The organism is Thermobifida halotolerans (genome assembly GCF_003574835.2).
GTDB lineage: Bacteria > Actinomycetota > Actinomycetes > Streptosporangiales > Streptosporangiaceae > Thermobifida > Thermobifida halotolerans.
Genome location: NZ_CP063196.1, coordinates 2,331,347 through 2,355,992 on the forward strand (window position 1 = coordinate 2,331,347; position 24,646 = coordinate 2,355,992).

Consider the following 24,646-nt stretch of genomic DNA (forward strand, 5'->3'; position numbering starts at 1 on the left):
CATCCTTATCGGTCCGCAACCAGGACGTGGCCGGGGGGAGCCGGACCGGGAGGCTGGTCGAGGTTGTCGTACTCGCTCTAGTGGGTTGACCGGGAATGTTTACCGGGCTGGGTGTCAGGCCGCGGGATCGACCGGTCGCCCTCCCCACCGGACGCCTTTCTGGCTGCTTCTCCGGGCGCGTTCGCGGTGCTGGGCTGCGAGCACGTCCAGGGCGTGGGCGTTGTTGGTGTTGCGCCACCGCAGGCAGGCGTGCAGCGCCGGGTCTGCACCGTGTGGTTGGGGTAGTAGGAGTTGGCGACGGTGAACTGGCGCAGCGCCCCGAAATGCGCCTTGACCACCTTGGCCCAGGAAGCGTGGGTCGGGGTGAAGCACAGTTCGACCTTGTTGCGCCGGGTCCAGGCGCGGATCTTGGGGTGTCTTGTGGGGGACAGGTTGTCCACGATGGCGTGGACAGGTGCGCTGTCGGGGCGGGTGGCGCGGATCGACCTGAGCGCGGTCAACGTGCTGGTCTCGCCGTTGCGGCGGTGGTTGATGCCCCACAGGGTGTGGGAGCCGACTGGGTGGCATCCGGGAGTAGGTGGTGGCGTGGGTGCGCCTGGAGGTGGCCGCGATGCGGTTCGGGGTGGCCCCTGCTGGGCCCAGTCCGTCCCTGCGGTGGGGCGAAGACCCAAGGGGGCCGAACGCGTCGAAGGCGAGGACCCGGTCGGTGAGGTGGGTGGTGACGTGCTCGATCCGGTTCAGCTTGGCGTCGGGGTCGGGGGAGTCTCCAGGTGCGGGTGCGCTGGAAGGTGATGCGGTGGCGGTGCAGCAGGTACCGCAGGGTCTCGTGGCCGATTCTGATGGGGCGGTCGGGATCGGGGGTCAGGTGGTGGGCGAGTGTGCGGATCGACCAGCGGGTGAAGGGCTTGCCCCGTGGGGTGGGGGGTGGCCGTTGACATGACGTGGGTCTGGTCGTCGGTGGCGAGCAGGCGGGGACGGCCTCCCGCCTGCTTAGGGTCCGGGCAGTCCAGGCCGATGTCGTTGAAGCGGTGGATGACCTCGCGGGTGGTGTCCTCGTCGGTTTGGACCAGGCGCGCGATCGCGGGGCGGTGTTGCCCTTGGAGGAGGCCAGGATGATCATCGCCCGCCGGTGGCGCACGGTGTCCGTGCTGTCCCGCCCACCCTGCCAGGGGACACGGACCCAGCGAACCTTCCCGGCACATCCCAGACCGGAGTCCACACGACGGCCAGCCCTGCCATGGTGAGGGAGTAGTGACACCACGGACGGAAGACGCGAGTGAAAGCCGAGGCCACACCGCCGTAGTGGTACGCGACTCCTGTGACCATGACGCGGGCCACCTCGCCAGGTCGGGAGCGTGGTTTGTGAGGTCCTCCGTTGCTCTTGCCAGGAGACGATCAGGTGGAAGTGTCCGCGGTCCAGCACGAATCGGCCGGGTCCGGGCTGCGGTGCTCTGTTCGGCACACATCTCAGGGGTTGTTCCCGGGACAGTGACACGTTGAGACGGTTCCACAAAGAGCTTTGCGTGTTCTTGAAGTTTGACTGTTTTGTCTGATTCTTTAGAAGTGAATGAAAAGAGCGTCAGTGGCTAGTATATTCGCAGGTCATTCAGAGTGCTCCCCGCGCATGCGGGGATGGTCCCCACAGCCAGTTGTGCGTCTACCTGGGATATGAGTGCTCCCCGCGCATGCGGGGATGGTCCCCGGCAACCCCGGCCAGCACGCCCCAGACGGCCGTGCTCCCCGCGCATGCGGGGATGGTCCCCGGTCGCACACCTGACCGCGCCGACCTGGGGGGTGCTCCCCGCGCATGCGGGGATGGTCCCCGGCAACCCCGGCCAGCACGCCCCAGACGGCCGTGCTCCCCGCGCATGCGGGGATGGTCCCCGGTCGCACACCTGACCGCGCCGACCTGGGGGGTGCTCCCCGCGCATGCGGGGATGGTCCCGAGGTCGTCACCGGTCAGCGAAGCATCGAGGAGTGCTCCCCGCGCATGCGGGGATGGTCCCGCCTCGGTGGGGGCGACCGGCAGCACGAACCAGTGCTCCCCGCGCATGCGGGGATGGTCCCGCCTCGGTGGGGGCGACCGGCAGCACGAACCAGTGCTCCCCGCGCATGCGGGGATGGTCCCCTCGAATCCTGACCCGCTTCCCCCGGGGGGCGGTGCTCCCCGCGCATGCGGGGATGGTCCCGACGCGGTCGTGACTCAGGTCGACGACGGAGCGTGCTCCCCGCGCATGCGGGGATGGTCCCCGCTCCACATCGGGGTCGGCCAACTGCTTCTTGTGCTCCCCGCGCATGCGGGGATGGTCCCGCCAGGAACGTGACGAGGGGGGGCGAGCCACGCGTGCTCCCCGCGCATGCGGGGATGGTCCCGCTCCTCGTCTTGGCCCTTATGCGGCTGTGGTGTGCTCCCCGCGCATGCGGGGATGGTCCCTGGTAGCCACCACCCGTGACCCGCTGGTGAACGTGCTCCCCGCGCATGCGGGGATGGTCCCCCTCCCGCTTCAACGGCCTCCAGGACCCGGTGGTGCTCCCCGCGCATGCGGGGATGGTCCCGTCGAGTTCCTCAACGCCGTACCCGCGCCGACGTGCTCCCCGCGCATGCGGGGATGGTCCCTTCTTCGTCCACTCCCGGGTCTTGCGCTCGATGTGCTCCCCGCGCATGCGGGGATGGTCCCGATTACGCCTACCTGCTGTACGCACTCGTCAAGTGCTCCCCGCGCATGCGGGGATGGTCCCGTCTCGCAGTTCTCGCCCGTGTCCCGCGCATCGTGCTCCCCGCGCATGCGGGGATGGTCCCGATTACGCCTACCTGCTGTACGCACTCGTCAAGTGCTCCCCGCGCATGCGGGGATGGTCCCGTCTCGCAGTTCTCGCCCGTGTCCCGCGCATCGTGCTCCCCGCGCATGCGGGGATGGTCCCCGGGAGCAGGCCGCCCGCCTCGGGGCCACCCGGTGCTCCCCGCGCATGCGGGGATGGTCCGTAGGGGCCGACCCTGCAGATCTTTTCTCGATGCCAGACCCTGCCTTCCCCGCCCAGGCGAACAACCAGGGGAGCCAGAAGGCCGCAGGGTTTTCTGGACTTCACCGCTGGTGAAAAGTCCCAATGTCGGGGTTTTGGGATTCAATATCCTCAATTCCCCAACCGTTCGGTGAGTGCTTCGACCCGCTCCGGCAACTTGCCCGCACGGCACTCGGCCAGGGCGTCCAGGCATTCCTTGACAGCAACCGTGCTCTCCTCATCGAACCCGCTCCGCTTTGCCAAGGCACGGAAGATCCGCACGTCGCTGAGCCGTACACGTACCGCTTCCGCCGGAACCCCCAGAGCCCGCAGAGCACCGGAGACGAAGGTGATGACCTCGGCATCCGCAGCCACCGAGGCGACCCCGAGGACCCCCGAACTGGCGGAACTCCCGTTCCTTGCCCGGACCCAAGGTCTCCACGGCCTCGTTGCGCCAACACAGCAGGTCGTAGAACACCTTCAACGGCAACACCTGGAAAGGCAGCACCGAAGCCAGCCAACGTGCCACCGAAACCGTTCCCTCCGGGATCAGCACCGCCGGTGTGGTCCGGTAGGTCGTGGAGTGCCCGTTGCCGTAGTCGGAGGCCTCCAACTCGAACACCCCCTTGGGGTTCCACTCGGGCCACGGCGAAGCTCCCATGACATTACGGCTGTGCCCGCAGTCGGCGCAGATTACCCTTTGTCTTTTCCTCGCGCCTCGGTTGCAGGGATACCGGCGCGTGCGGCGCGTAGTGCGTCGCGGTACTCGGTGGTCCAGTCGGCGTGCCGCTGGTCGGCGGGCAGTCCGTCCAGCCCGGTGGCGAGCAGGTCGGCGGCGGTGGCGTGGTCGCCGAGTTCGAGGTGGACGAAGCCGATGTTCATCTGGAAGAACGCGGGCCGGTACCAGTAGGTGAACGGGGGCGGATCTCCGGCTGCGGCGGCGGTTCCGACAAGGCCGACGGCCTTGTCGAGGAGGCGGCGGGCGGTGTCGGCATCGCCGAGGGCCGCATGCCCCTGGGCAGCCTGCAGGGTGTCAAAGGTGCGCTGGGCCGGGTGGATGCCAGGGGTGTGCAGGGCGGCTTGGGCGGCGCGGATGACCGCGTGGTGGCGGCCCTGCTGGCGAGCTACATATCCGCGGAAGCTCACCGCGTTGGCGGCCAGGGTCGGCTCTCCCGCGTCGTCGGCCATCTCCTCGGCTTGGCAGAACAGGGCCACAGCGGTGCGGTCGCGGCGCAGGGCGGCGTGCAGCCAGCCGGTGAACTGCACCCACTCGGCCGCGACCGCGGCGAATGCGTTTCGGTGCGGCCCCCGCGCTTCACGGAGTAAACGGATCACCGTGTCGGTCTGGGACGCCAGGCCGGGCAGTACCGTGCTCGGTCCCACCACGTCCTCCAAGTGCCGCTGGGCTGCCAGTACCTGGGTGAATGCCGTGACAGAAGCCCTGTCGACTCGTGAAGGGTGTTTGAGCGCGTAACCGAGACGGTTCCGGTCGTCCGTGTTCATCCCGGCTTCGTCAAGGAGCGGTTCTATGGAGAGCGGTTCGGTGGCTTTGGGCGCGCCGAGTCCTTCGAGGGCGTGGCGTTTCTTCGTTTGATTGCGCAGGGAGCGTTTGCCGGACTCCATTTGCGAGACCATGCCCTGGGACAGGCCGGCCATGTTCGCGATCGCCTCTTGGGTGAGGCCGGTGTGCACGCGCAGCAGTCGCACGATCCGCGTCACATCGGAGCGCGCCACCGCCTCGCGAACTTCCGTACGCTGCCAGAAACCAGAGGGAATGCAACGACATGCCCTCCTTGTGCGGTCGTGTCCACAGTTCCCACAGATCATGAAGATGCTTGCCTTGTCGTACGGGAGTACTCATCGCGGTGGGCGGAGTCTGAAGAGCAGAGTCCTCACCGGTTTGACCCGAAAATCCATTCTACGGCTGTTTCGCCTAGGGGGAACTGGAAGAAACTCTCCGGAGCCTTCCATGAAGAGAGTCAGTGGCTGCATGTGGTGGAGGGGGCGGCGTGTGGGCCATGCACTCATATGGGACAACATGGCCGATTTGAGAGGGTTGGCCTACTTGCTTCAAGCAAGGCAGGATTGGCAGATTTGAGGGAAAACTCATGCAATCGAGGGAGCTTGGGTTTTCCTCTTGATTCATGTTTAGCCCATTCTGTGGTGTTTCCAAAAAGTGATCTAAGTTGATTCGGAGAACCACTCCCCAAAATGGTGACTCACCGTTAATCTCCTGGGTGCGCAGCGTCAGATCCAAGACCTGGAGGCCCATCAGTGCGATTTTGGGCATTTTTACGTAAACGTCGGTGTGTCAGACTGCGAAGCAGTGCGCTGGTTGCTGCGGTCGTGCTTGTACTGCTTGCCGGCGGGTGTGCAGAGGAGTCCTCGCAGTCCCCGTCCGAGGGCGCTACAGCAGACTCCAGTCCGGCCATTGACCCGGTGGAGGCCGAAGCCGTCATCGACGCCTACCGGACCTGGCGCAGGATCCAAGACGAAGTACTTACTGGTCAACGGGACATCGAGGATGTCCAAACCGAGTTGGACGCCGTGGTCACAGGTCAAGCCGTGGACGATCTTCAAGAGAGCATGGACCTTTACACACAACACGGCGTTGTCGTGCAGGGCAGAAGCAGCATCTCCCCTGAGGTCACCGCGATGAACCTCGACGGTGTCCCGCCCACAGCGATCCTGACTGACTGCCTGGACACGTCGAACACAGACATCGTCGACGCGGAGACGGGTGAATCCCGCAAGGTCTCCTCTGAAGTCCAGAGCGAGCGGGTCGTAGTAACCGCACAAGCTGAGAAGACCTCTGATGGACGTTGGGCCATTTCAGAGGTGACCACAGACTTCGACCGGTCATGCTGAAACTTAAAAGGCTTGCCTGGGCTGTTCCCCTCGCTGCGGTTGCCTCTCTGGTCAACGTTCCCTTGGTCTCTGCTGACAACGGTGTTACCTGCGACTCCTCCGCAGGAAACTGCTTCGTGGCTGCCGAGGCTCCTGGGTCTTCTGGCGGCACGAGCAGTCCGAACGGTGGACGCGGAAGCCGCAGCAACGGTGGTCAGGCGAGTGGTTCGTTGTCGGGGACGGTGGGCTGTGAGGCGCGCAGTGACGGTGCTCGGGGGCAGATGTGTCTGGCCGCGCCGTCGATCGGCGGGGGAGCACCCGCGCCGCCGTCGCCGGCCGAGGTCGCCCAACAAGCCGTGGAACTGCTGCCGCTGGGTGCCCCGGACATCCGGCTCGCGCCCCCGTCCTCGGGCCTGGTCGGGGTGCCGGTGTGGATGTGGGTGCACACCAGCGAGGAGACGTGGGGACCGATCTCACGGACCGCGTCGGTGCGCGGCGTGTCGGTGACCGCCACCGCTCAGGCCTCCAGAGTCGTGTGGGACATGGGCGACGGAACGACCGTGACCTGCCACGGCCCCGGCACCCCCTACACCCCCGACCAGGGCGCGAAGCCTTCCCCTGACTGCGGTCACAACTACACCGCTCCCAGCACTTCCCACCCCCAGGGCCGCTACCGGATCACCGCGACGACGCACTGGTCGATCCGGTGGAGCGGCAGCGCCTCAGGCTCCGACGCCATGGCGCGCACCTCCACGGCCTCGCTGGCCGTGGGTGAGGCCCAGGCCCTCACCCAGTAGGCGCGCACAGCCGATTCCCTCACCACACGAGAAAGAAAGCTCATGTCAGTCGACTTAGACACCGACGCCCCCGATTCCCGGGTGTTCGACGACGATATCGACGCGGTGCCCGCGGTCCAGCCGCTGCGCTCTCGACGGCGCACCGGCCTCATGTTGGGCGGGGTCGCTCTCATCGCCGGGTGCGGTCTGCTCAGCGCCCTGCTCTACCTGGGCGTGGACGACCGCGAAGAAGTCCTCGCGCTGGCCCGCGACGTGCCCTACGGGCAGCGGTTGACCGGCCAGGACCTGGTGGCGGTGCGTGTCGCCCTGGACCCGGCCGTGGAGGCGGTGCCCGCGGACTCCCTCACCGACGTGATCGGCACCCCGGTCGCCGCCGAACTGCACCAGGGGCAACTGCTGCCCCCGGCCAGCCTGCACGGCGACGCCGACCCGGCAACCGGTCGGCAACTGGTGGCCGTGCCGTTGCGCGCCGCCCAGTTCCCGGTGCGGGGCCTGCGTTCGGGGGATCGGGTCGACATCGTGTCCACGCCCGCGGCCGGGGGTGAGGCACCCAGCGCGCCGCCGCCGGTCATCTCGGCGCGGGTGGTGCGGGTGGGTGAGGCCGACCTGGACGGGACGCGGGTGGTGGACGTGGAGGTCGCGGCCACCGACGGGGCCGCGCTGGCCGCCCGTGTGGCCACCGGCAACATCGCCGTCGTCGTCAACCCGGCCGAGGCGGGGTGAGTGATGCTGCTCTGCCTGACCAGTGCCAAAGGCTCGCCCGGGGTCACCACCACGGCGTTGGCGCTGACCCTGACCTGGCCGCGTCCGGTGCTGCTGGTGGAGGCCGACCCGGCGGGCGGTGACCTGCGGTCGGGGTTCCTGCAGGGGGCTGACACCGCGCACCGCAACCTGCTGGAGGTGGCGCACACGGTGCGGCACGGTCTGGACGCCGCCGACATCGCCGCCCGCTGCCTGGCCCTGGACCCGCCCGAACGCACCAGGCTCGTGCTGCCGGGCCTGCCCGGACCGTTCCACGGAGCCGGTCTGCGGGCCCTGTGGCCGCGTTTCCTGGACGCCCTGGCCCATCTGAAGGTCCGCGACCCGGTCTGGCCCGCACCCGTGGACGTGGTGGTGGACTGCGGGCGCATGGACCACCCCCACATGCCGTGGCGGTTGGTGGAGGCCGCCGACGTGGTGGCCGTGGTGGTGCGCACCACGCTGCGGTCGGTCCTGGCCGCCCAGCCGCACGTCGAGCATCTGCGCGCCACGTTGGGTCAGGTCACGGGCCGCCCCGCGGCGCTGGTGGCCGCGGCCATCACCGAGGGCTCCTATTCGGTGGGTGAGCTGCGTGCGGTCGGTGTCGACGTGGCCGCCACCCTGCCACACGATCCGGTCGCGGCGCGGGTGCTGTCGGAGCGGGCGGGCCGGCGCGGCCTGTCGGCGCGGTCGCAGTTCCTGCGCGGTGCCCGCACCGCGGCGGCCGCGCTGCGTGAACGGGCGGCCCGCACCGGCCACGCCACTGGTCCTGCGCCTGGTGGGGTCGCGGCGGGGGAGGTGGCGCGTGTCCACGGTCTATGACCTGCGTTCGCGCATCGCCGCCACCGAGGCCGCGGCCGAAGAGGAGGCGCCGCTGGTGGAGTGGGCCGATGTGCGCCACCTGCGCTCGGTGGTGGTGGAACGCCTGACCAGTGCCCTGGGAGAGCATCCCGTTGATGAGGAGTACCGCCGCCAGTTGGGGCGGGAGTTCATCGCCGAGGAGGTCAGAGAATGGGGCGACCGGCAGGTCAGCGCCGGCCGCACCCCCAGTCGCGCCGATGAGCGGCTGATGCGCGACCGCCTGTGGGACGCGCTGTTCGGGCTGGGCCGCCTGCAGCCGCTGCTGGCCGAGGGCGTGGAGAACGTCGAGATCAACGGCTACGACGAGGTGTGGCTCCGGTTGGCCTCCGGCAGCGTGGTGGCCGCCGATCCGGTGGCCGACAGCGACGAGGACCTGGTCGCCGAACTGCGGTTCCTCGCCTCCCAGGCCGGGCGCACCCTGTCGACGGCCAAACCCAGCCTGCACCTGGAACTGGCCGACGGCAGCCGCCTGGCCGCGATGATCGAGACCGTCCGCCGCCCGCACGTGGTCATCCGCCGCCACCGCCTGAGCGACATGGGACTGGGGGACCTGGTGCGGCGCGGCATGGTCTCGGCCAACCTCGCCCACCTGCTGGCCGCGGCCGTGCGCGGCCGCCTCAACCTTCTGGTGACCGGGCCGCAGAACTGCGGCAAGACCACCCTGGTGCGTGCCCTGGCCTCGCTGATTCCCGACGGGGAGCGGTTCGCCACCGTCGAGCAGGAGTACGAACTGCACCTGGACCGGCTGGGACGCCACCGGCACGTGGTGGCGATGCAGGCCCGCGAGGGCGGCTCCGAAATCGGCCCCGACGGGCGTCCCGCCGGACAGATCGGCCTGGACCAGATCATCCGCGACGCGCTGCGCATGAACCTGGGCCGCATCATCGTGGGCGAGGTCCGCGGCGGCGAGGTCGTGCCGATGCTGGACGCGATGACCACCGGCGACGGCGGATCCATGGCCACCCTGCACGCCCACTCCGCGCGGGGGGCGGTCGAACGCCTGGTGGCGCTGTGCGGACGGCACGGTCTGGTGCCCGAGGTCGCCTACCGGATGATCGCCGACGCGCTGGACCTGATCGTGCAGGTACGCCTGGTGGACGAGACGTGGCGCGAGGGCGGGCAGCGGCAGCGGTTCGTCAGCGAGGTCGTCGCGCTCGAGCCCGGCGAGCACGGCCGCCCCGCCCTGACCCACCTGTTCCGCCCCGACCGCCGCGGCCGAGCCGCGGCCACCGGTATCCCCGCACCCCAGGTGGAGGCCCTGGCCAGCGGTGGGCTGGACCCGCGGTGGCTGGCCCCCGGAAACGACCAGTGGCACCACGACGGTGAGAGGAGCCTGCGATGAGTCCCGTCGTGGTGGTGGCGCTGGCCGGGGCGGGGCTTGCCGGGGGCCTCCTCGCCGCCGTCACCGGACTGCGCCGCACCCCCGAGCCCGCACAGCACCGCCCCGACTGGCTGGGCAGGCTCGTCCACCGGGCCGGCCGGTACCGACACCGCCTCACCTGGGCCGGGACCGGTGTGCTCGCCGGAGTGGCGGGGTGGCTGTTCACCGGCTGGCCGCTGCTGGTCCTCGCCGTCCCCGTCGCGTTCCTGGGGCTGCCGCTCCTGCTCGGCGGGGCACGGCAGGCACGCGAGCGCATCGCACGCCTGGAAGCGGTCGAGGAATGGGTGCGCACCCTGGCCGGCCGCCTGGCCGCGGGCATCGGCCTGGAACAGGCACTGGCCGCCGGCGCCCAAGGCGCACCCGAACGCATCGCCCCCGAGGTGGGGCGGCTGGCCGCCCGGTTGCGCCAGGGCCAGCACGCCGAGGCCGCGCTGCTCCGCCTGGCCGACGAACTGGCCTCGGCCACCGGCGACCAGGTGGTGGCCCAACTGCTGCTGGCCTGCCGGCGGCGCGGCCCCGGCACCGCCGAGGTGCTGCGCGAGTTGGCCGACTGGGTCGCCGAAGACGTCACCCGCCTGCGCGAAGTGGAAGCCGAACGGGCCCGGCCCCGCTTCACCGCGCGCGCGGTCACCGTGATCGCGGTGGGCGCGTTCGCGTTCATGGCCACCGTCGGCGACTACATGGCCCCCTACGCCACCCTCCACGGCCAAACAGTGCTGGCCGTGCTGTTGAGCGTCTTCGCCGCCGCGCTGGTGTGGATGCGCCGCATCACCACGGCCGAGCCCGACCACCGCCTGTTCGACCCGCAGGAGGCGCCCCGATGCTGATGTGGACCATCGCCGCGGGCCTGGGCCTCGGCGCGGGAGTGGTGTGCCTGGTCGCCGCCTTCCTGCCGTCGCGCCCCGACCTGCGCGCCGCCCTCGCCCACACCACCAACCCCCCGCCCCGGGAGCGCCACCGGTGGACGTGGGCCACGGTGGCGCGCCTGCCCTACCGCGACCTTCCCCTGGATGATGACCCCACTCGGCACGTGCTGCGCAAACTCGCCGGGGCCGCACTCGGCGCCCTGCTGCCCGGCACACTGGCCGCGCTGTCGGCCCTGGCCACCGGCACGGTGCCGTTCGCGGTCGGCGGCGTGGTGGTGCTGGCCGGAACAATCGCGGGGTTCGTGCTGCCCGACCTGGTCGTGCGCGCCCGTGCCCGACGGCAACGGGCCGCCATGCGCCACGCCGTCGGCGCCTACCTGATGCTGGTGGCCCTGGAGCGCCGCGCCGGCTCGGCCGCCCAGCAGGCCCTGGTCCGCGCGGCCCGCGTCGCCGACACCTGTGAGGCTTTCGCGCACATCCGCGCGAGCCTGGACCGCGCCCAACTGGACCGCCGCCCCGCCTGGGAGGGCCTGCACGCCTTGGCCGCGCGTGTCCACGTCACCGAACTGCGCGACTGCGCCGACATCATGGCCGCCTCCACCGACGGCGCCGCCGTCACCGACACGCTGCTGGCCCGCGCCCGCGGCCTGCGCGGCGAAACCCTCAACCAGCAGCGCGCCCGCGCCAACGAGGCCTCCGAACGCATGGTCGTGCCGGTCGCCCTGCTCGGCCTGTGCTTCACGGCCCTGCTGATGTATCCGGTCCTGATCCGACTGCTCACCCTCTGACCGCTTTCGACAACGCTGGGAACGCCCGTGACCACTCTGCTTCTGCTGCTGCACACCCACACCACCACGATCCGCGACGCCCTGGAAGCGCGGCGCGAGAACGCGAAGGGTGATGTCGGACTGTCCACACTGGAGATGGCCGTCATCGCCCTGGGCACCCTCGGCCTGGCCGTCGCACTGGTCACCGCCCTGACCGCCGCCGTCAACGGCCGCCTGGAACAGATCCAGTGACCCGCCACACCACCGACCGCGGATCCGTGTCCCTGGAGTGGGCGGTCCTCTTCCCCGCCCTGCTCCTGCTGATCGCGGGCATCGTCCAGGGCGGCCTGTGGTTCCACGCCCGCCAACTCGCCCTGGCCGCCGCCCAGGAAGGCGTGCGAGCCGGCCGCGCCGAACACGCCCCACCCGGCACGGGCACGACCACGGCCGAACGGTTCCTCAGCGACCACGCCCACCCCCTGCTCGCGAACACGGCGGTCACCGACCACTCCTCGACCGCCGAGATCCGCATCCACGTCACCGGCGAGACCCTCTCCCTCGTCCCCGGCATGCGCATACGGGTGACCCAGGAGGCCGCCGGAGCCGTGGAACGCTTCACCCACCCGGGGCAACCATGAACCCGCGCGACAGCGGCAACGCGACCCTGGAGTTGGCCGCCATGGCCACGGCCCTGCTTCTGATCGTCGGACTGCTCGTGGTGGCGGGCCGGGTCCAGGTCAGCCGCCACGCGGTCGAGGAAGCCGCCCGGGACGCCGCCCGCGAAGCCTCCATCGCCCGCACCGCCACCACCGCCCGAACCAACGCCCACGCCGCGGCCGAACGCACCCTCGACGCACAGGGCCTGCGCTGCACCAGCCTGCACGTCACCGTCGACACCACCGACTTCACCCAACCCCCGGGCAGGCCGGGACAGGTCGCGGCCACCGTCACCTGCCGCATCGACACCAGCGGCCTGGCCCTGCCCGCCCTGAGCCCGCGCACGGCCACCGCCACCGTCCACAGCCCGCTCGACACCTACCGGGAACGCACCCCATGACCCCCCACCCCAGCGACGACCGGGGCAACATGAGCCTGTTCCTCGCCGTCACCACCACCGCGCTGTTCCTCGTGGTCGGCCTGGTCGTCGACGGCGGCGCGAAGATCCGAGCCGCCCAGCACGCCCACGCCACCGCCGAGGAGGCCGCCCGCGCCGCCGCCCAGGCCGTCGACGCCGCCGCCGTGCTGCGCGGCGAAACCGTGCGCATCGATCCCGCCCGGGCGGCGGCCGAGGCCACCGCCTACCTGGACGCCACCGGCGCGACCGGCACCGCACACGCCTCCTCACCCACCACGGTCACCATCACCGTCACCGAGACCCGGCCGACCGTGCTGCTGTCCCTGATCGGCATCCACCAGGTGAGCGCCACCGCGACCGCCACCGCCCGTATCGCCACCTCGACCACCGCGGAGCACCCATGACCTCGACCCGCCTCCGACCGACCCGCACCACCGGCGGCCTGGCCCGCGCCCTCGGCGCCCTCACCGTGCTCGCCGCCGCCCTGGTCGGCCTGCCGTGGCTGCTCACCCTCGCCACCACCCGCCTGCTCCCCGCCACGCCGCCGGGATGGGAGGAGGCGTGGTGGGCGCTGGTCCGCCCCGACAACGGCACTCTCTTCCTGGGATTCCTGCTCGTGGTGGCCTGGGCGGCCTGGGCCGGGTTCACCCTGTGCGTGCTGCTGGAGATCATCGCGCAGCTTCGCCGCCGCCCCACCGTGCGCCTGCCCGGACTGGGCTGGGCCCACCTGGGCGCGGCCAGCCTGGTCTCCGCCGTACTACTCGGCTTCACCAGCTCACCCGCCGTGGCCGCCGAACCCGTGAACCCGGACGTCGTCGTAACGGTTGCCGAGGAGACCAACCGCCCACCCGAGGCCGCTGTGGCCGCCGCGGAGCCGTGCGCCCAGCCCACCCACACCGCGGACTGCCACGACACCTACGTCTCCATCGCCGCCACCCGTCTGGGGGACGGCGACCGCTACCGCGAGATCGTCGACCTCAACTGCGGCCGCACCATGCCGGACGGCACCGTGCTGAGCGGCGACGAGTTCCTCGAACCCGGCTGGGAACTGCTGCTGCCCGACGATGCCGTACCCGACCGGACAGCGGAGACCGTGTCAGAAGCCGCAGCCGGCGCTGAGGCCGCGGTGGACGGAGCACACGAGACCGTCACCGCGGACACGGCCACCGACAGCGGCGACACCTCCGTCCCACACGCCGTCCACAACCGATCCGACGACCACGGCAGCATCCCCGAAATAGGGGAAGGAGCAGACGGCACCGACACCGCCGCTCCCAGCGTGGACAACGAATCCATGGAGACGGCTGAGGAAGCCCCGACGCCCGACACCTCTTTCCCGGACTCCGAGAAACACCAGACGGCGACCGATGATCAGGGAAGTCCCGAAACAGCGGAGGAGTCGACCACCACCACTCCCCAGCCAGCCCACACCCCGGAACCGCCTGGCGGGCCAGCGACACCCCAAGCCGATTCGGCCGTCCCCGACCAGCCCTCATCGGAAACCGGTGACCACGACACCGACTCCGCCGAGGATGACGAACCCGCCCCCGCACCAACCACACCAGCCGAGACCACCACCGCGCAGCCCCGCACCGCCACCGCCGAGAACCAAAAAACAGACACCGAACAGATCGAACTGACAGCCCAGGAAGACGACGACACCGACGAGACACCCCTGGCAGCGGGAACCATCGCCACCGGCGCGATGCTCGCCTCCGGCATCCTCGCCCTACTCGGCACACGCCGCCTGCTCCAACACCGCGCCCGCCGCCCCGGACACCGCATCGCCCAACCCGACACCGAATCCACGATCCACGCGGAAGAAGACCTGCGCCACCACGCCGACCCGGCCAGCGTGGAACTCCTCGACCAAGCCCTACGCTCCCTGGCCGCCACCGCCGAAACCGAACACCTGCCACCACCCCCACTGCTCGGCGCCCGCGTCACCGCCACCGGCTGCGAACTCCTCCTCGCCGACCACGCCAACCCCGCCCACGAGGCGATCCCCCCGTTTCGCGCCCTGGGCCGCTACTCCTGGGCACTCGACCCCGGCGACGACGCACTACTGCCCACCGAACAGGCCGCCACCACCGCCGCCCCCTACCCGGGCCTGCTCACCCTTGGCCAGGACCCCACCGGCGCCCACCTGCTCGTCAACCTCACCCACATCGGCGCGATCACCCTCACCGGCACCGACGACCACATCCAGCAGGTGCAGTGGGCACTGGCCGTGGAACTGGCCACCTCCCAGTGGGCCGACCACGTCAACACCACCCTGGTCGGCGTCGATCCCGACCTGCCCGCCCTGCTCGACACCGAACGACTCCGCACAGCCGACGACATCGACACCTGGCTGGACGGCATCGAAGCGATGGCCGGCGACCTGGCCACCACCTACCCGACCGAAGCAGGCACCCCGGAGATCCTGCTCACCACACGCCCACTGTCCCCCGGGCACCTGCGCCGACTCCGCGCGGCCACCCTCGCCGCCCCCACCGACCTGCCGGTCGCAATCATCGCCGCCGCCACCGACACACACCACTTCCCCACCGAATGGACCCTGGACGCCACACCCGAAAAGCGCGTCACCCTGCCCGAACTGGGCCGCGCCATCACCCTGCAACGCGCCACCCCCGACGACCAGGCCCACCTCACCGCCCTGCTGGCCACCACCCACGAACCGGACGAACCCGACCCCGAATGGGACCTGGTCCCCGCCGAACCAACCGGACCACCCCCGCCCCACACCGACCCCGGTTCTGCCGCAGACTCCGCCGACACCATCAGGGACGGGGAAGTGTCCACCCCGCCCTCCCCCGCCCCGCATCCACCCCCGGCCGGCGGCGGACCGGACACGGACCAGCCGCACCGCCCTCTACCACCGATACCGCCGCTTCGGCTCCGCGACCCCGGAGCACCGTTCATCCGAGTGCTGGGAACCGTCGACATCGCCGGACTGGACACCGCACAGCTCGAAGCGGGCAAGCGCCGCGCCCTGGTCGAACTCGCCTGCCTGCTCGCCCTCAAACCCGGCCAGACCCCCGACGACGTGGCCCGGACCATGGGCGGACCACGCGGACCATGGTCGGCCTCCACCCGCTCGGCCAACCTCAGCCGCCTGCGCACCTGGCTCGGCCGCACCCCCGAAGGCGACCCCTACTTCCCCACCATGACCAACGGCCGCTACCAACTCTCACCGGCCCTGGGCTGCGACTGGACCGACTTCCACCGCCTGTCCCACCGCGGCCTCGCCCATGACACCCCCGAAGGCACCCACTTCCTGCTCCAAGCCCTCGACCTGGTCCGCGGTGAGCCGTTCAGCGGCGCCGCCCCGGGCCGCTACGCCTGGGCCGAACCACTCAAACACACCATCAACGCCGCCGTCGCCGACACCACCCACACCATCGCCGTGCGAGCCCTGGCCAGCGGCGACCTCGCCCCGGCCCGCGAAGCCCTCATCAAGATCCTGGAGATCGACCCAGTCAACGAGCTGCTCTACCGCGACCTCATCCGCCTGGAACACCAGGCGGGAAACCCCAAAGCCATCGACCGGGCCGTCCAGCGCCTCACCATCGCCCTGGACACCCTCGACCTGGACATGGAACCGGCAACCATCGAACTCATCAACCAAGTCACCGCAAACAGGTAGATTCTCATCGCAGTAGCAGTCGGTCTCATGTGAAGGTGGCTCGATGTCCACTTCGGAACCCCAAGCTCTCATCCAGCCCCCGGGAGGTTCCGAAGTCAGAAACGGACAAGAAGGCTTAAATCTTCTCGTCCTCTTGCAGTTGTCTGGCTACTTTCCGAAGCACCCCCTGAACAGAGGGAGGCGACAACGGCCCCAAGCGGGCCGTCCACATTGAAGGACTGCTGATCAGCACTGCTGATTCTGCTGCCTACTGCGACAACGGCCCCAAGCGGGCCGTCCACATTGAAGGTTGGCTCAGGGGCCGGGGAGTCCGATTGATCACCGGGCGACAACGGCCCCAAGCGGGCCGTCCACATTGAAGGTCTGGATGGACAACGATGCGGCGGGATGGGAAGCCGCGACAACGGCCCCAAGCGGGCCGTCCACATTGAAGGACCACCACGCCCCCGCCCGCCGTCTGACCGGTGAGGCGACAACGGCCCCAAGCGGGCCGTCCACATTGAAGGAGATCCACAGGTCGGCGCTGACCTACGGGCAGTCGGCGACAACGGCCCCAAGCGGGCCGTCCACATTGAAGGCTCGTGTAGCCGATGAGCTGGGCTTGCCTCCTGTGGCGACAACGGCCCCAAGCGGGCCGTCCACATTGAAGGTCATCGGCGCCGTGGTGCGGGTGCTGGTGGTCCGGTGCGACAACGGCCCCAAGCGGGCCGTCCACATTGAAGGGAGAAGGGCGGCATCACCGACGGGCGGTCCGGCAAGGTGCGACAACGGCCCCAAGCGGGCCGTCCACATTGAAGGTTCCGGGTGCTGGTCGACGGCTCCGAGGAGCTGGCGGGCGACAACGGCCCCAAGCGGGCCGTCCACATTGAAGGGGTCTGGGCGGCTGCGCCTGCGCCACCAGGTAGGCGCGACAACGGCCCCAAGCGGGCCGTCCACATTGAAGGGGCGTCTACCTGCGGCGCGGCGCGGGCGCGCTCACGCGACAACGGCCCCAAGCGGGCCGTCCACATTGAAGGGTGTTCGTGTTCCAGGAGCGCACCCCGCCGTACCTGGTGCGACAACGGCCCCAAGCGGGCCGTCCACGTTGAACAGGTTTGCCTGGTGATCTCTCTGTTCGGGGAATTTGTGGTTTTCTGTTCGGTTTTGTTGTTCTCCTGATTCTTGTCGTAGGCGGCCAGTAGAGTCTTTTCTCCCCTGATTGAAAGCGCGGTCGTCGTATGACTTCCGTGCCCGCGTGGGGTTTTCGCGATTGTGGGAGGAGTGGTGATGTCTGCCGGTTTTGTCGATGTTCTGCTGGAGGCGGTGGGTCCTGGCCGGTCGTGGGCGGGGGTGGTGATGCGGTCGGAGTTCCGTCCGGCCGCGGGGGAGAAGGTGTTTCCGCCGTCGTATCCGGTGAACGAGCGGGAGCCGGGTGCGACGCCGTACCTGTTCGAGACTCGGTGGGTCGGTGACCAGGAACGCGATGTGGTGGTGTTGGACCAGCCGCCGAGCCAGGCCAACCGGGTGGAGCAGGCGCTGCTGGAGGCCCGGGACGAGGGGCGGATTCGGCTGCCATTGTTCGAGCTGGTCGCGGACACGTCGCGGGGGCCGCTGCGGTTGACGTCGTTGGAGTTTCCGCACCGCTACGCCGACGCCTACCTGCGCGACAGCGAGCTGGACGGGGTGCGGTTCGACAAGACCGAGGTGGGTCGGCGGCTGCGGTCGGCCTCGGCGGTGGACGTGCGCCCGCTGTACGAGTGGTCGCCGGAGTCTCTGCTGTTCGGCGCCTGGGACTCGCACCGCAAGGGCCGAGCCGCGAAGTTCCCACGCGTCTACTCCTCTTCGATTATCGGCCTGGACCCGGAGAAGGGGGAGCGGCGAAGCGGGCGGATGGACCCGCTCAACCTCACCGGTACGGTGAAGGACTCCTCCAAAGCCGCCGAGGACTGGGAGTTCGTCGCGGCCGGGGAGAAAACCAAGGGCAAGAAGCTGAGCGAGGCCGGACACGGCAACATCGCCCCGAACCCGGTGCACGGCGGAGTGACGATCACCAAGGCACTGCGGTCGGGCTGGCTGTCGCTGTCCGGGCTGGCACGGCTGCGGTTCGGCGACGCCCCGGCCGAGGCCGCCCGTCTGGCGCGGGCAGCACTGGCGGCGCTGGCGATCGCCGGGGACCGGTTGGCGTTCGGCGCACCGTCGGTGTGGCTGCGCTCGGGCTGCGATCTGGTGCGCACCGACGAGACGCTGGCCTTCGAGCCCGCGGACAATGGGAAACCGGAGAAGATCACCCTGTCGGCCGACGAGGCGATCGACGCCTTCCACGAGTTGTGCGACCGCGCCGCCGCCGCAGGCATCGCCATGTCGTCTGAGACCGTGACGCTGCGACCGATTCCCGGACTGGCCAAGGCGATCGAGTACTCCACCACCAAGGCCGCAGACGAGGGGGAGTAGCGCCGATGCCGCTGGTGATTGATGCGCGGCTGCGGGAGGGACGCTACGACGCCGCCGACGGGTGGCGGGACGTGGTGGAGTGGCCCCCGCACCCCTCCCGCCTGTTCTGCGCCCTGGTCGCCTCGGCCCACAGCGAACCGGAACGGGCGGCACTGCGCTGGCTGGAACAGCAGAAGCCCCCGCAGGTGTGGGCCAGCGAATCGGTGGAGACGTTCTCCTACCGCTCCTACGTAGTCACCAACCGCACCGAGAGCAAGGGCGGCAACCAGGCCTGGCCCGGCCGTACCGCCGCCCCCCGCCACCGGGTTGCGGGCCTGCCACGCAGTGCGGAGTTCGCCTTCGTGTGGCCCGACACCGACCCCGACCCGCAACTGGTGGAGGTGCTGGGCGAACTGGCGTGGCGGGTGCCCTACCTGGGACGGTCCACCAGCACGGTGGCGCTGCGCGTCCACACCTCCCCGAAACCGCGCGAGGAGTGGCGAATCCACGCCCCCGCCGCACTGGACAGCCCCAACACTGTCACCCTGGGAGTCCCCTATCCGGGCTACCTGGAGGAGTTGGACGCCGCCTTCGCGGACGGGCGGCGTGCCTGGGAGGTGCGGCGCACCATCGCCTACGCGCCCCTCGGCGAGGATCGTCCCGCCAACAGTGTCCAGGCGGTGCGGGGACCGTTCGCCCACATGCTGGTGTTCGCGTTCGCACCCGGCACGGTGCGGCCCGAGGGAAGCGAGTTGCTGGTGTTGACCCGGCGGCTGCGGGACGCGGTCATGGCGCGCATCGGCTCCGAAGTGCCGCCAGAGGTGTCGGGGCACGCCGCCGACGGGCAGCGCCACGTCGGCTATCTCGCGTTTCCCGACGTCGGGCACCGGCACGCGCGCGGCCACCTGTTGGGTGTCGGGCTGGCCCTGCCCGCCGGGATGAGCCCAGTGGCGTGGACGAAGATCCGCGCGGCCCTGGTGGACGATCCCCTGGAACGCCTGGTGCTGGGCCGCCGAGGCGCTTTCGACCTGGTCTACCAGCAGGTTCCCGACAACCGGCGGACACTGAACCCGCGGTACTGGTCGGCCGGACAGCGGGGCAGCCGCGAATGGGTGAGCGCGACCCCGCTCATGCTGGACCACTTCGCTCGCCGCAACTCCGATCTGGGCGAGTTCGTGCGCCGCTCGGTGGTCACCGCGGGCTACCCCGACCCCGTCGAGGTGGCCGTGTCGGTTCCGCCGCTCACCCGGGGCGCGATCCTGCGCCCGCCCAAGCAGACGTTTCCCCAGGACCGCCCGCGGCGGCGGATCGTGCACGCGCGCCTGCGGTTCGCCGAGCCGGTCATCGGCCCCGTGCTGGTCGGATCGATGCGCTACCTCGGCATGGGCCTTTTCGCCCCCACGACTTCTCCCGCGCAGGCTCCCGAGTCGGAGAGGAACGACTGATCGTGTCGAAGTTCGACGTCGCGGCGTTCGAGGAGTTCTACCGTGCCATCCACGGGGACCGGGAACCGTTTCCGTGGCAGAACGCGCTCATGAGCCGCCTGCTGGACGGGCAGGACTGGCCGGACGCGATCGACGTGCCCACCGGACTGGGCAAGACCAGCCTGCTCGACATCGCCGTCTTCGCCGCGGCCACGGGCGTGCCCGCCGCGCGCCGCCGCGTGTTCTTCGTGGTGGACCGCCGCCTGGTCGTGGACGAGGCCTACGACCACGCCGAGAACCTCGCCGCCAAACTCAACAACCCCGCTCCCGGGTCGCTCCTCGCCGAGATCGCCGACGCCCTGCGCCCCACCGGTGCCCGGGACGAGGAGTCCGTGGTGGAGGCCACCCGGATGCGCGGCGGCGCGACCTGGTCATGGCGATGGGTGGAGCGCCCCGACCGGTACGCCCTCGTGGTGGGCACGGTCGACCAGATCGGCTCGCGCCTGCTGATGCGCGGCTACGGCGTCAGCGAGGCGCTGCGGCCCGTCGACGCCGCCCTCGTGGGTACCGACAGCCTGATCCTGGTGGACGAGGCCCACCTGGCCGAAGCAATGATCGAGACCGTCCACACCGCCACCGCCAACCAACCCGACCACCGACTGGCCAGCCCCCGCCTGGTCCGCATGTCCGCCACCGTCGGCCACCACCCCCAGGCCGTGGTCCACCGCACCGACACCGAGGACGAACACCACCCCGTGGCCGGACGCCGTCTGGCCACGCCCCGCCGACTGCACCTGGTCGCCCCCAAGATGACCCGGAAGAACGCGCACACGGTGATGGCCGAGCAGTTGGCCGGGTGGGCCCGCGCCCTCGCCGGTGACGACGGTTGGGGGAAGGTGGTGCTGACCGTGTGCAACACCGTGGCCCGGGCCCGCGCCGTCTTCGACGCACTGGCTCGCAGCGGTGTCCCCGCAGAAGAGCGGGTGCTGCTGACCGGACGCATCCGCCCCATCGACCGCGACCGGCTGCTCCGCGACTACTATCCGCGCATGAAAGTCGGCCGCGATCCCGTCCCGGGACGTCCGTTCCACGTGGTGGCCACCCAGACCGTGGAGGTCGGGGCGAACATCGACGCCGACGCCCTGGTCACCGAATCGGCGTCCCTGCCCGCGCTGATCCAGCGGCTGGGCCGCCTGGCCCGGGCCGCAGAACGGCGGCCCGAGAACGAACAGTGGACCGCGCCGGCGGTCGTGGTCCACGACCCCACGTTCGGAACCGACGACCCCGTCTACGGAAGCGCCCGCCAGGCCACCTGGGACCTACTGGCCTCCCGCACCGGCGTCCTAGTCCCCAAGCCCACGGCGCGACCGCACCCCTCCATGCTGACCGACGGCATGGACGCCTCCCCGCTCGCGATGCGCCAACTGGTGGACGGCCTCGACCCCGCCACCCGCGACAGCCTGCGCGAACCGCGCAGGCGTCCTCCGCTGCTGTGGCCTTCCACCCTCAACGCTTGGACCCGTACCTCCCCGCCCCCGCACCCCGACCCGCCGGTGGCCCCCTACCTGCACGGCTTCGATACCCGCGACCCCGACGTGCAACTGCTCTGGCGCGACGACATCGACCCCGACCTCGCAAAGAGCAACAACGAAGCACTGGAGGCGCTGCGGCAACGCCTGCAGGCCCTGCCGCCCACCGCAGAGGAAATGCTGCAACTGCCCGTGGGGGCGCTGCGCCGCTGGTTCAACGGCCGCCGCCAGGACGCCGGCGGCGTGGCCGACGTGGAAGGCGGCCCCGCCGAACACGACACCACCGACTCGGCCACCCTGGTGGTGCGCTACCGCAACCGCGACACCATCGACGTCATCCCCGCCAGCCAGGTCCGCCCCGGCGACGTCGTCGTCCTGCCCACCCGCTTGGGCGGCTACGACGACTACGGCTGGGCACCCCACTCCACCGACCCGGTCACCGACGTGGCCGACCTGGCCGCCCGCCGCCAGCGTCCCGTCGTCCGACTGCACCCACGCCTACTCGACCACGCCCCCACCCCCGAGGACAAGGAGACGGTGCAGGCACTGCTCAAGCCCGGGACCGACCCTGAGGAGGACCTCGTCCCCGGTGACTACACCGAGGCACTGAAGAAATTCACCAAGGCATCCCAGGGATCTCCTCTGGTCGCCAACCTGCATCGACTCGCCGAAGTCGCCACCACAACCGGGAGCGAAGAGCGGCGCGGCAAAGCTCCAGCAGGGGGCAAAGGCAAGAACAGGAAGGAGCTCGTTGTCGTCTCGCTGCCCGCCGCCCCCGGCCACGACCGCGTCGTGCTCCTGAGCATCAACGGCCTGGGACAGCCTGGCGACGACGACGAGGCCTCCTCCTCGACCGCCCGCACACCTCTCGACCTGGACACCCACCAGGAGCAGGTCGCACGCCAGGCCGCCGAGTTCGCCCGCAACATCGGTCTGAGCGAACACGAGACCCATGCGGTGTACCTCGCCGCCCGCTGGCACGACGAAGGGAAGCGGGATCCCCGCTTCCAGGCCATGCTGTACAACCTGCCTCCTTCGGCTCTGGAGGGGAAGCAGGTGCTCGCCAAGTCCGGATTCGACCCGGCCGACCGGGACACCTACCGCCACGCGCTGTGGCAGTCCGGCTATCCGCGCGGCATGCGCCACGAAGGTCTCTCCGCCCGCATCGCCGCCTGCTACCTGGACCGCGACCGACCCGACACCGTCGACCACGACCTGGTGCTGCACCTCATCGCCACCCACCACGGTCGCTCCCGCCCGCTGCTGCCCGCCGTCACCGATCCCGACCCAGTCACGGTCGACGTCCCCGGAACCGACAGCACGGTCTCCAGCGCCGACCTCCTCGACTGGCAGGCCCCCGAACGCTTCGCCCGGCTCAACCGCACCTACGGGCCGTGGAAGCTCGCCCTGCTGGAGACCGTGGTGCGCCTGGCCGACATCTGGTGCTCCGCGGGTCATCGCCCCACCGAGGCGGAACACATTCCGCCCACCACTCCGCTGCCCCAACCTCCTGCGGAGCCGCGCCGCGCCCGGCACCCGGTCGCCCTGCCAGCCCTGGACGGCCGAGACCCGCTCGGCTTTCTCGCCAGTCTCGGCCTGCTGCGCCTTCTCACCCAGGAAGCAGACCTGCCCGTCCGATTGGCCTTCGACTCCGTCACTGCAACCGCGCACCTCACCAGCCCGCTCGCCGACCTCGACGCCATCGCCACCACGTTGAGCGAGATCGCCGCCGCCATCCCCGAACCCGGCGCCCTCCCCGGCATCGCCCCGGACTGGCCGCCCCAGATCGGCGTGGGCAAGGACCCACTCCGCGTCCGCCATCCCGACTACCGCGCCCTGGCCGCAACCGCCCGAGAGCAGGGCGGGCCCCGAGCCGACGAATGGCTGTCCTGCATCGTCACCGACCTGGCCGTTGACGACGCCGGCCGCGTGGCCCTCACCCCCTACATGGCACCCGCCGGGGGACAGAAGGCCGCCACCTTCTTCTCCAAACCCCTGGACGCGGTCCGCCGCAACCCTGAACGGCTCCACCAGGCTCTCGCCGGTTGGCGGCGTCTTGACGGCTTCACCGGGGAGAACCTCGACCACCGGGTCATCCACATCGCCGCCGACACCCCCACCGGCGAGTCCACACCCGCAGGAGTTCCCGGAGCCACCTGGCTGGCGGTCCAGGCCCTTCCCCTGCTGCGCTTGACCGGCGACGGCAACCGGCCGCAGGCCACCCTGTGGCACCGCCACCGCAAGAGCCGCATCATGGTCTGGCCCGTCTGGAAACCCGACCTCGACCTGGACGCCGTCCAGGCCCTCATCGAGCACCGCGCGCTCAGTCCCCGACCCCGTACTGACGACGACCAGGTCCCACCTGTGCTGTCCCGCCGCCGCCTCGCCCCCCTCGGCGTCATCACCGCCGCAGCCGCCCAGCGCCGACTCGTCCCGGGAGGAAAATCAGCAGGAGTCCTCGTCCCCACCCCCGTCCATCTCGAATAGAACACACGCCGCCCCGGTCAACTCGGCACAGACAGGAGCCCTCTTGCCCAGCCGCTTGGGAACCTCCAGTGCACACCACAACCCCAGGAGGTTCCCAAGCAGAAAAACAGACACCATGGTCGGTACTTCCCAAAACTCCAAGCGGTGTCAGTCGTCTACCAGACGAAAAACCCTGGTCAGACGGAGCGACAACGGCCCCAAGCGGGCCGTCCACATTGAAGGGAGGTGCTGTCCAGCGACGAGGAGGGCCGCCTCTAGCGACAACGGCCCCAAGCGGGCCGTCCACATTGAAGGGACCACTACCTGCGGGTGTTGCGTAGGGGGGGTGTGGCGACAACGGCCCCAAGCGGGCCGTCCACATTGAAGGTCCTGGGCGACCGGGCACAGGTCCTCGGGTGGCAGGCGACAACGGCCCCAAGCGGGCCGTCCACATTGAAGGACGCTGGCCCTGGTCGGGCTGCTCGGTCCAGTCAGGCGACAACGGCCCCAAGCGGGCCGTCCACATTGAAGGCGCCCGTATCTGAAGCCGTGGCTGGCCGGGGAGGCCGCGACAACGGCCCCAAGCGGGCCGTCCACATTGAAGGTTCTGCGGCTCCGGCACGGTGACGGCCGTGGGGGGCGGGCGACAACGGCCCCAAGCGGGCCGTCCACATTGAAGGGCCGCCGACAGCCCCCTGAACACCTGGACCGAGATGCGACAACGGCCCCAAGCGGGCCGTCCACGAGAAACCTGGAACGTGAGGGTATCCGTCCAACCCGGTCTTGCTGCCCCTCGTAGGGGCGATGAGGAACGGTGTCCGTCTCGTAGATCATCGC

General features: G+C 70.3%; 16 protein-coding genes, 2 pseudogenes and 3 CRISPR repeat arrays. Of the genes and pseudogenes, 15 read left to right on the forward strand and 3 right to left on the reverse strand.

The features are described 5' to 3' along the window. Positions 1 to 114 precede the first annotated feature (114 nt). From NI17_RS24700 to NI17_RS10480, 3 genes and pseudogenes are all read right to left on the reverse strand, one after another. Positions 115 to 1,156, reverse strand: a pseudogene (locus NI17_RS24700) (IS630 family transposase); the annotation flags it as partial. Between the two features lie 455 nt (positions 1,157 to 1,611). Beyond that, positions 1,612 to 2,983: a CRISPR direct-repeat array (repeat unit 29 nt; unit sequence GTGCTCCCCGCGCATGCGGGGATGGTCCC). 149 nt (positions 2,984 to 3,132) lie between these two features. Continuing rightward, a pseudogene (locus NI17_RS10475) lies at positions 3,133 to 3,381 on the reverse strand (ATP phosphoribosyltransferase regulatory subunit); the annotation flags it as partial. A gap of 312 nt (positions 3,382 to 3,693) precedes the next feature. After that, on the reverse strand, positions 3,694 to 4,827 hold the full coding sequence (locus tag NI17_RS10480; protein WP_119268152.1) for a helix-turn-helix domain-containing protein: 1,134 nt from the start codon (positions 4,825 to 4,827) through the stop codon (positions 3,694 to 3,696). A 519-nt stretch (positions 4,828 to 5,346) separates the two neighbouring features. On the opposite strand from NI17_RS10480, the gene NI17_RS10485 reads away from it, so the two are divergent. From NI17_RS10485 to cas3g, 15 genes are all read left to right on the forward strand, one after another. Beyond that, a complete protein-coding gene (locus NI17_RS10485) occupies positions 5,347 to 5,868 on the forward strand; it encodes a hypothetical protein (RefSeq protein WP_068693513.1) in 522 nt (173 codons plus the stop codon). A gap of 260 nt (positions 5,869 to 6,128) precedes the next feature. Beyond that, positions 6,129 to 6,644 carry a hypothetical protein gene (locus tag NI17_RS10490; protein WP_234402111.1) on the forward strand — a complete coding sequence of 172 codons (516 nt, stop codon included), beginning with the start codon at positions 6,129 to 6,131 and terminating at the stop codon, positions 6,642 to 6,644. 42 nt (positions 6,645 to 6,686) lie between these two features. Continuing rightward, positions 6,687 to 7,367 (forward strand): SAF domain-containing protein, encoded by a 681-nt coding sequence (locus NI17_RS10495; protein WP_084012814.1) that lies wholly within the window; start codon positions 6,687 to 6,689, stop codon positions 7,365 to 7,367. Positions 7,368 to 7,370: 3 nt separating this feature from the next. Then, positions 7,371 to 8,204 carry a hypothetical protein gene (locus tag NI17_RS10500; protein WP_243597709.1) on the forward strand — a complete coding sequence of 278 codons (834 nt, stop codon included), beginning with the start codon at positions 7,371 to 7,373 and terminating at the stop codon, positions 8,202 to 8,204. Further along, positions 8,188 to 9,585: a TadA family conjugal transfer-associated ATPase gene (locus NI17_RS10505; RefSeq protein ID WP_068693509.1), complete on the forward strand. Its 1,398-nt coding sequence runs from the start codon at positions 8,188 to 8,190 to the stop codon at positions 9,583 to 9,585. Before NI17_RS10500 ends, NI17_RS10505 begins: the two co-directional genes overlap by 17 nt. Next, positions 9,582 to 10,451, forward strand: a complete 870-nt coding sequence (locus NI17_RS10510; RefSeq protein ID WP_119268154.1) for a type II secretion system F family protein — start codon at positions 9,582 to 9,584, stop codon at positions 10,449 to 10,451. The genes NI17_RS10505 and NI17_RS10510 overlap by 4 nt, the downstream gene beginning before the upstream one ends. After that, on the forward strand, positions 10,445 to 11,278 hold the full coding sequence (locus NI17_RS10515) for a hypothetical protein (RefSeq protein ID WP_068693508.1): 834 nt from the start codon (positions 10,445 to 10,447) through the stop codon (positions 11,276 to 11,278). The genes NI17_RS10510 and NI17_RS10515 overlap by 7 nt, the downstream gene beginning before the upstream one ends. A gap of 27 nt (positions 11,279 to 11,305) precedes the next feature. Beyond that, positions 11,306 to 11,509, forward strand: coding sequence for a hypothetical protein (locus NI17_RS10520; RefSeq protein WP_068693507.1), 204 nt, complete (start codon positions 11,306 to 11,308; stop codon positions 11,507 to 11,509). Next, positions 11,506 to 11,895 carry a TadE family protein gene (locus tag NI17_RS10525; protein ID WP_068693506.1) on the forward strand — a complete coding sequence of 130 codons (390 nt, stop codon included), beginning with the start codon at positions 11,506 to 11,508 and terminating at the stop codon, positions 11,893 to 11,895. The genes NI17_RS10520 and NI17_RS10525 overlap by 4 nt, the downstream gene beginning before the upstream one ends. Beyond that, positions 11,892 to 12,314: a TadE/TadG family type IV pilus assembly protein gene (locus tag NI17_RS24445; RefSeq protein WP_068693505.1), complete on the forward strand. Its 423-nt coding sequence runs from the start codon at positions 11,892 to 11,894 to the stop codon at positions 12,312 to 12,314. Before NI17_RS10525 ends, NI17_RS24445 begins: the two co-directional genes overlap by 4 nt. After that, on the forward strand, positions 12,311 to 12,736 hold the full coding sequence (locus NI17_RS10535; protein ID WP_068693503.1) for a pilus assembly protein TadG-related protein: 426 nt from the start codon (positions 12,311 to 12,313) through the stop codon (positions 12,734 to 12,736). Before NI17_RS24445 ends, NI17_RS10535 begins: the two co-directional genes overlap by 4 nt. Next, complete coding sequence (locus tag NI17_RS10540) at positions 12,733 to 15,981, forward strand: AfsR/SARP family transcriptional regulator (RefSeq protein WP_068693502.1); 3,249 nt, start codon at positions 12,733 to 12,735, stop codon at positions 15,979 to 15,981. The genes NI17_RS10535 and NI17_RS10540 overlap by 4 nt, the downstream gene beginning before the upstream one ends. A 180-nt stretch (positions 15,982 to 16,161) precedes the next feature. Continuing rightward, positions 16,162 to 17,072: direct repeats of the CRISPR family, unit length 37 nt; unit sequence GCGACAACGGCCCCAAGCGGGCCGTCCACATTGAAGG. Positions 17,073 to 17,247: 175 nt separating this feature from the next. Then, a complete protein-coding gene (gene cas7g / locus NI17_RS10545) occupies positions 17,248 to 18,411 on the forward strand; it encodes a type I-G CRISPR-associated RAMP protein Csb1/Cas7g (protein ID WP_068693496.1) in 1,164 nt (387 codons plus the stop codon). Between the two features lie 5 nt (positions 18,412 to 18,416). Beyond that, a complete protein-coding gene (gene csb2 / locus NI17_RS10550; RefSeq protein WP_068693494.1) occupies positions 18,417 to 19,835 on the forward strand; it encodes a type I-G CRISPR-associated protein Csb2 in 1,419 nt (472 codons plus the stop codon). Positions 19,836 to 19,837: 2 nt separating this feature from the next. Next, positions 19,838 to 23,830: a type I-G CRISPR-associated helicase/endonuclease Cas3g gene (gene cas3g, locus NI17_RS10555; protein ID WP_068693492.1), complete on the forward strand. Its 3,993-nt coding sequence runs from the start codon at positions 19,838 to 19,840 to the stop codon at positions 23,828 to 23,830. A gap of 185 nt (positions 23,831 to 24,015) precedes the next feature. Beyond that, positions 24,016 to 24,561: a CRISPR direct-repeat array (repeat unit 37 nt; unit sequence GCGACAACGGCCCCAAGCGGGCCGTCCACATTGAAGG). Positions 24,562 to 24,646: the final 85 nt, after the last annotated feature.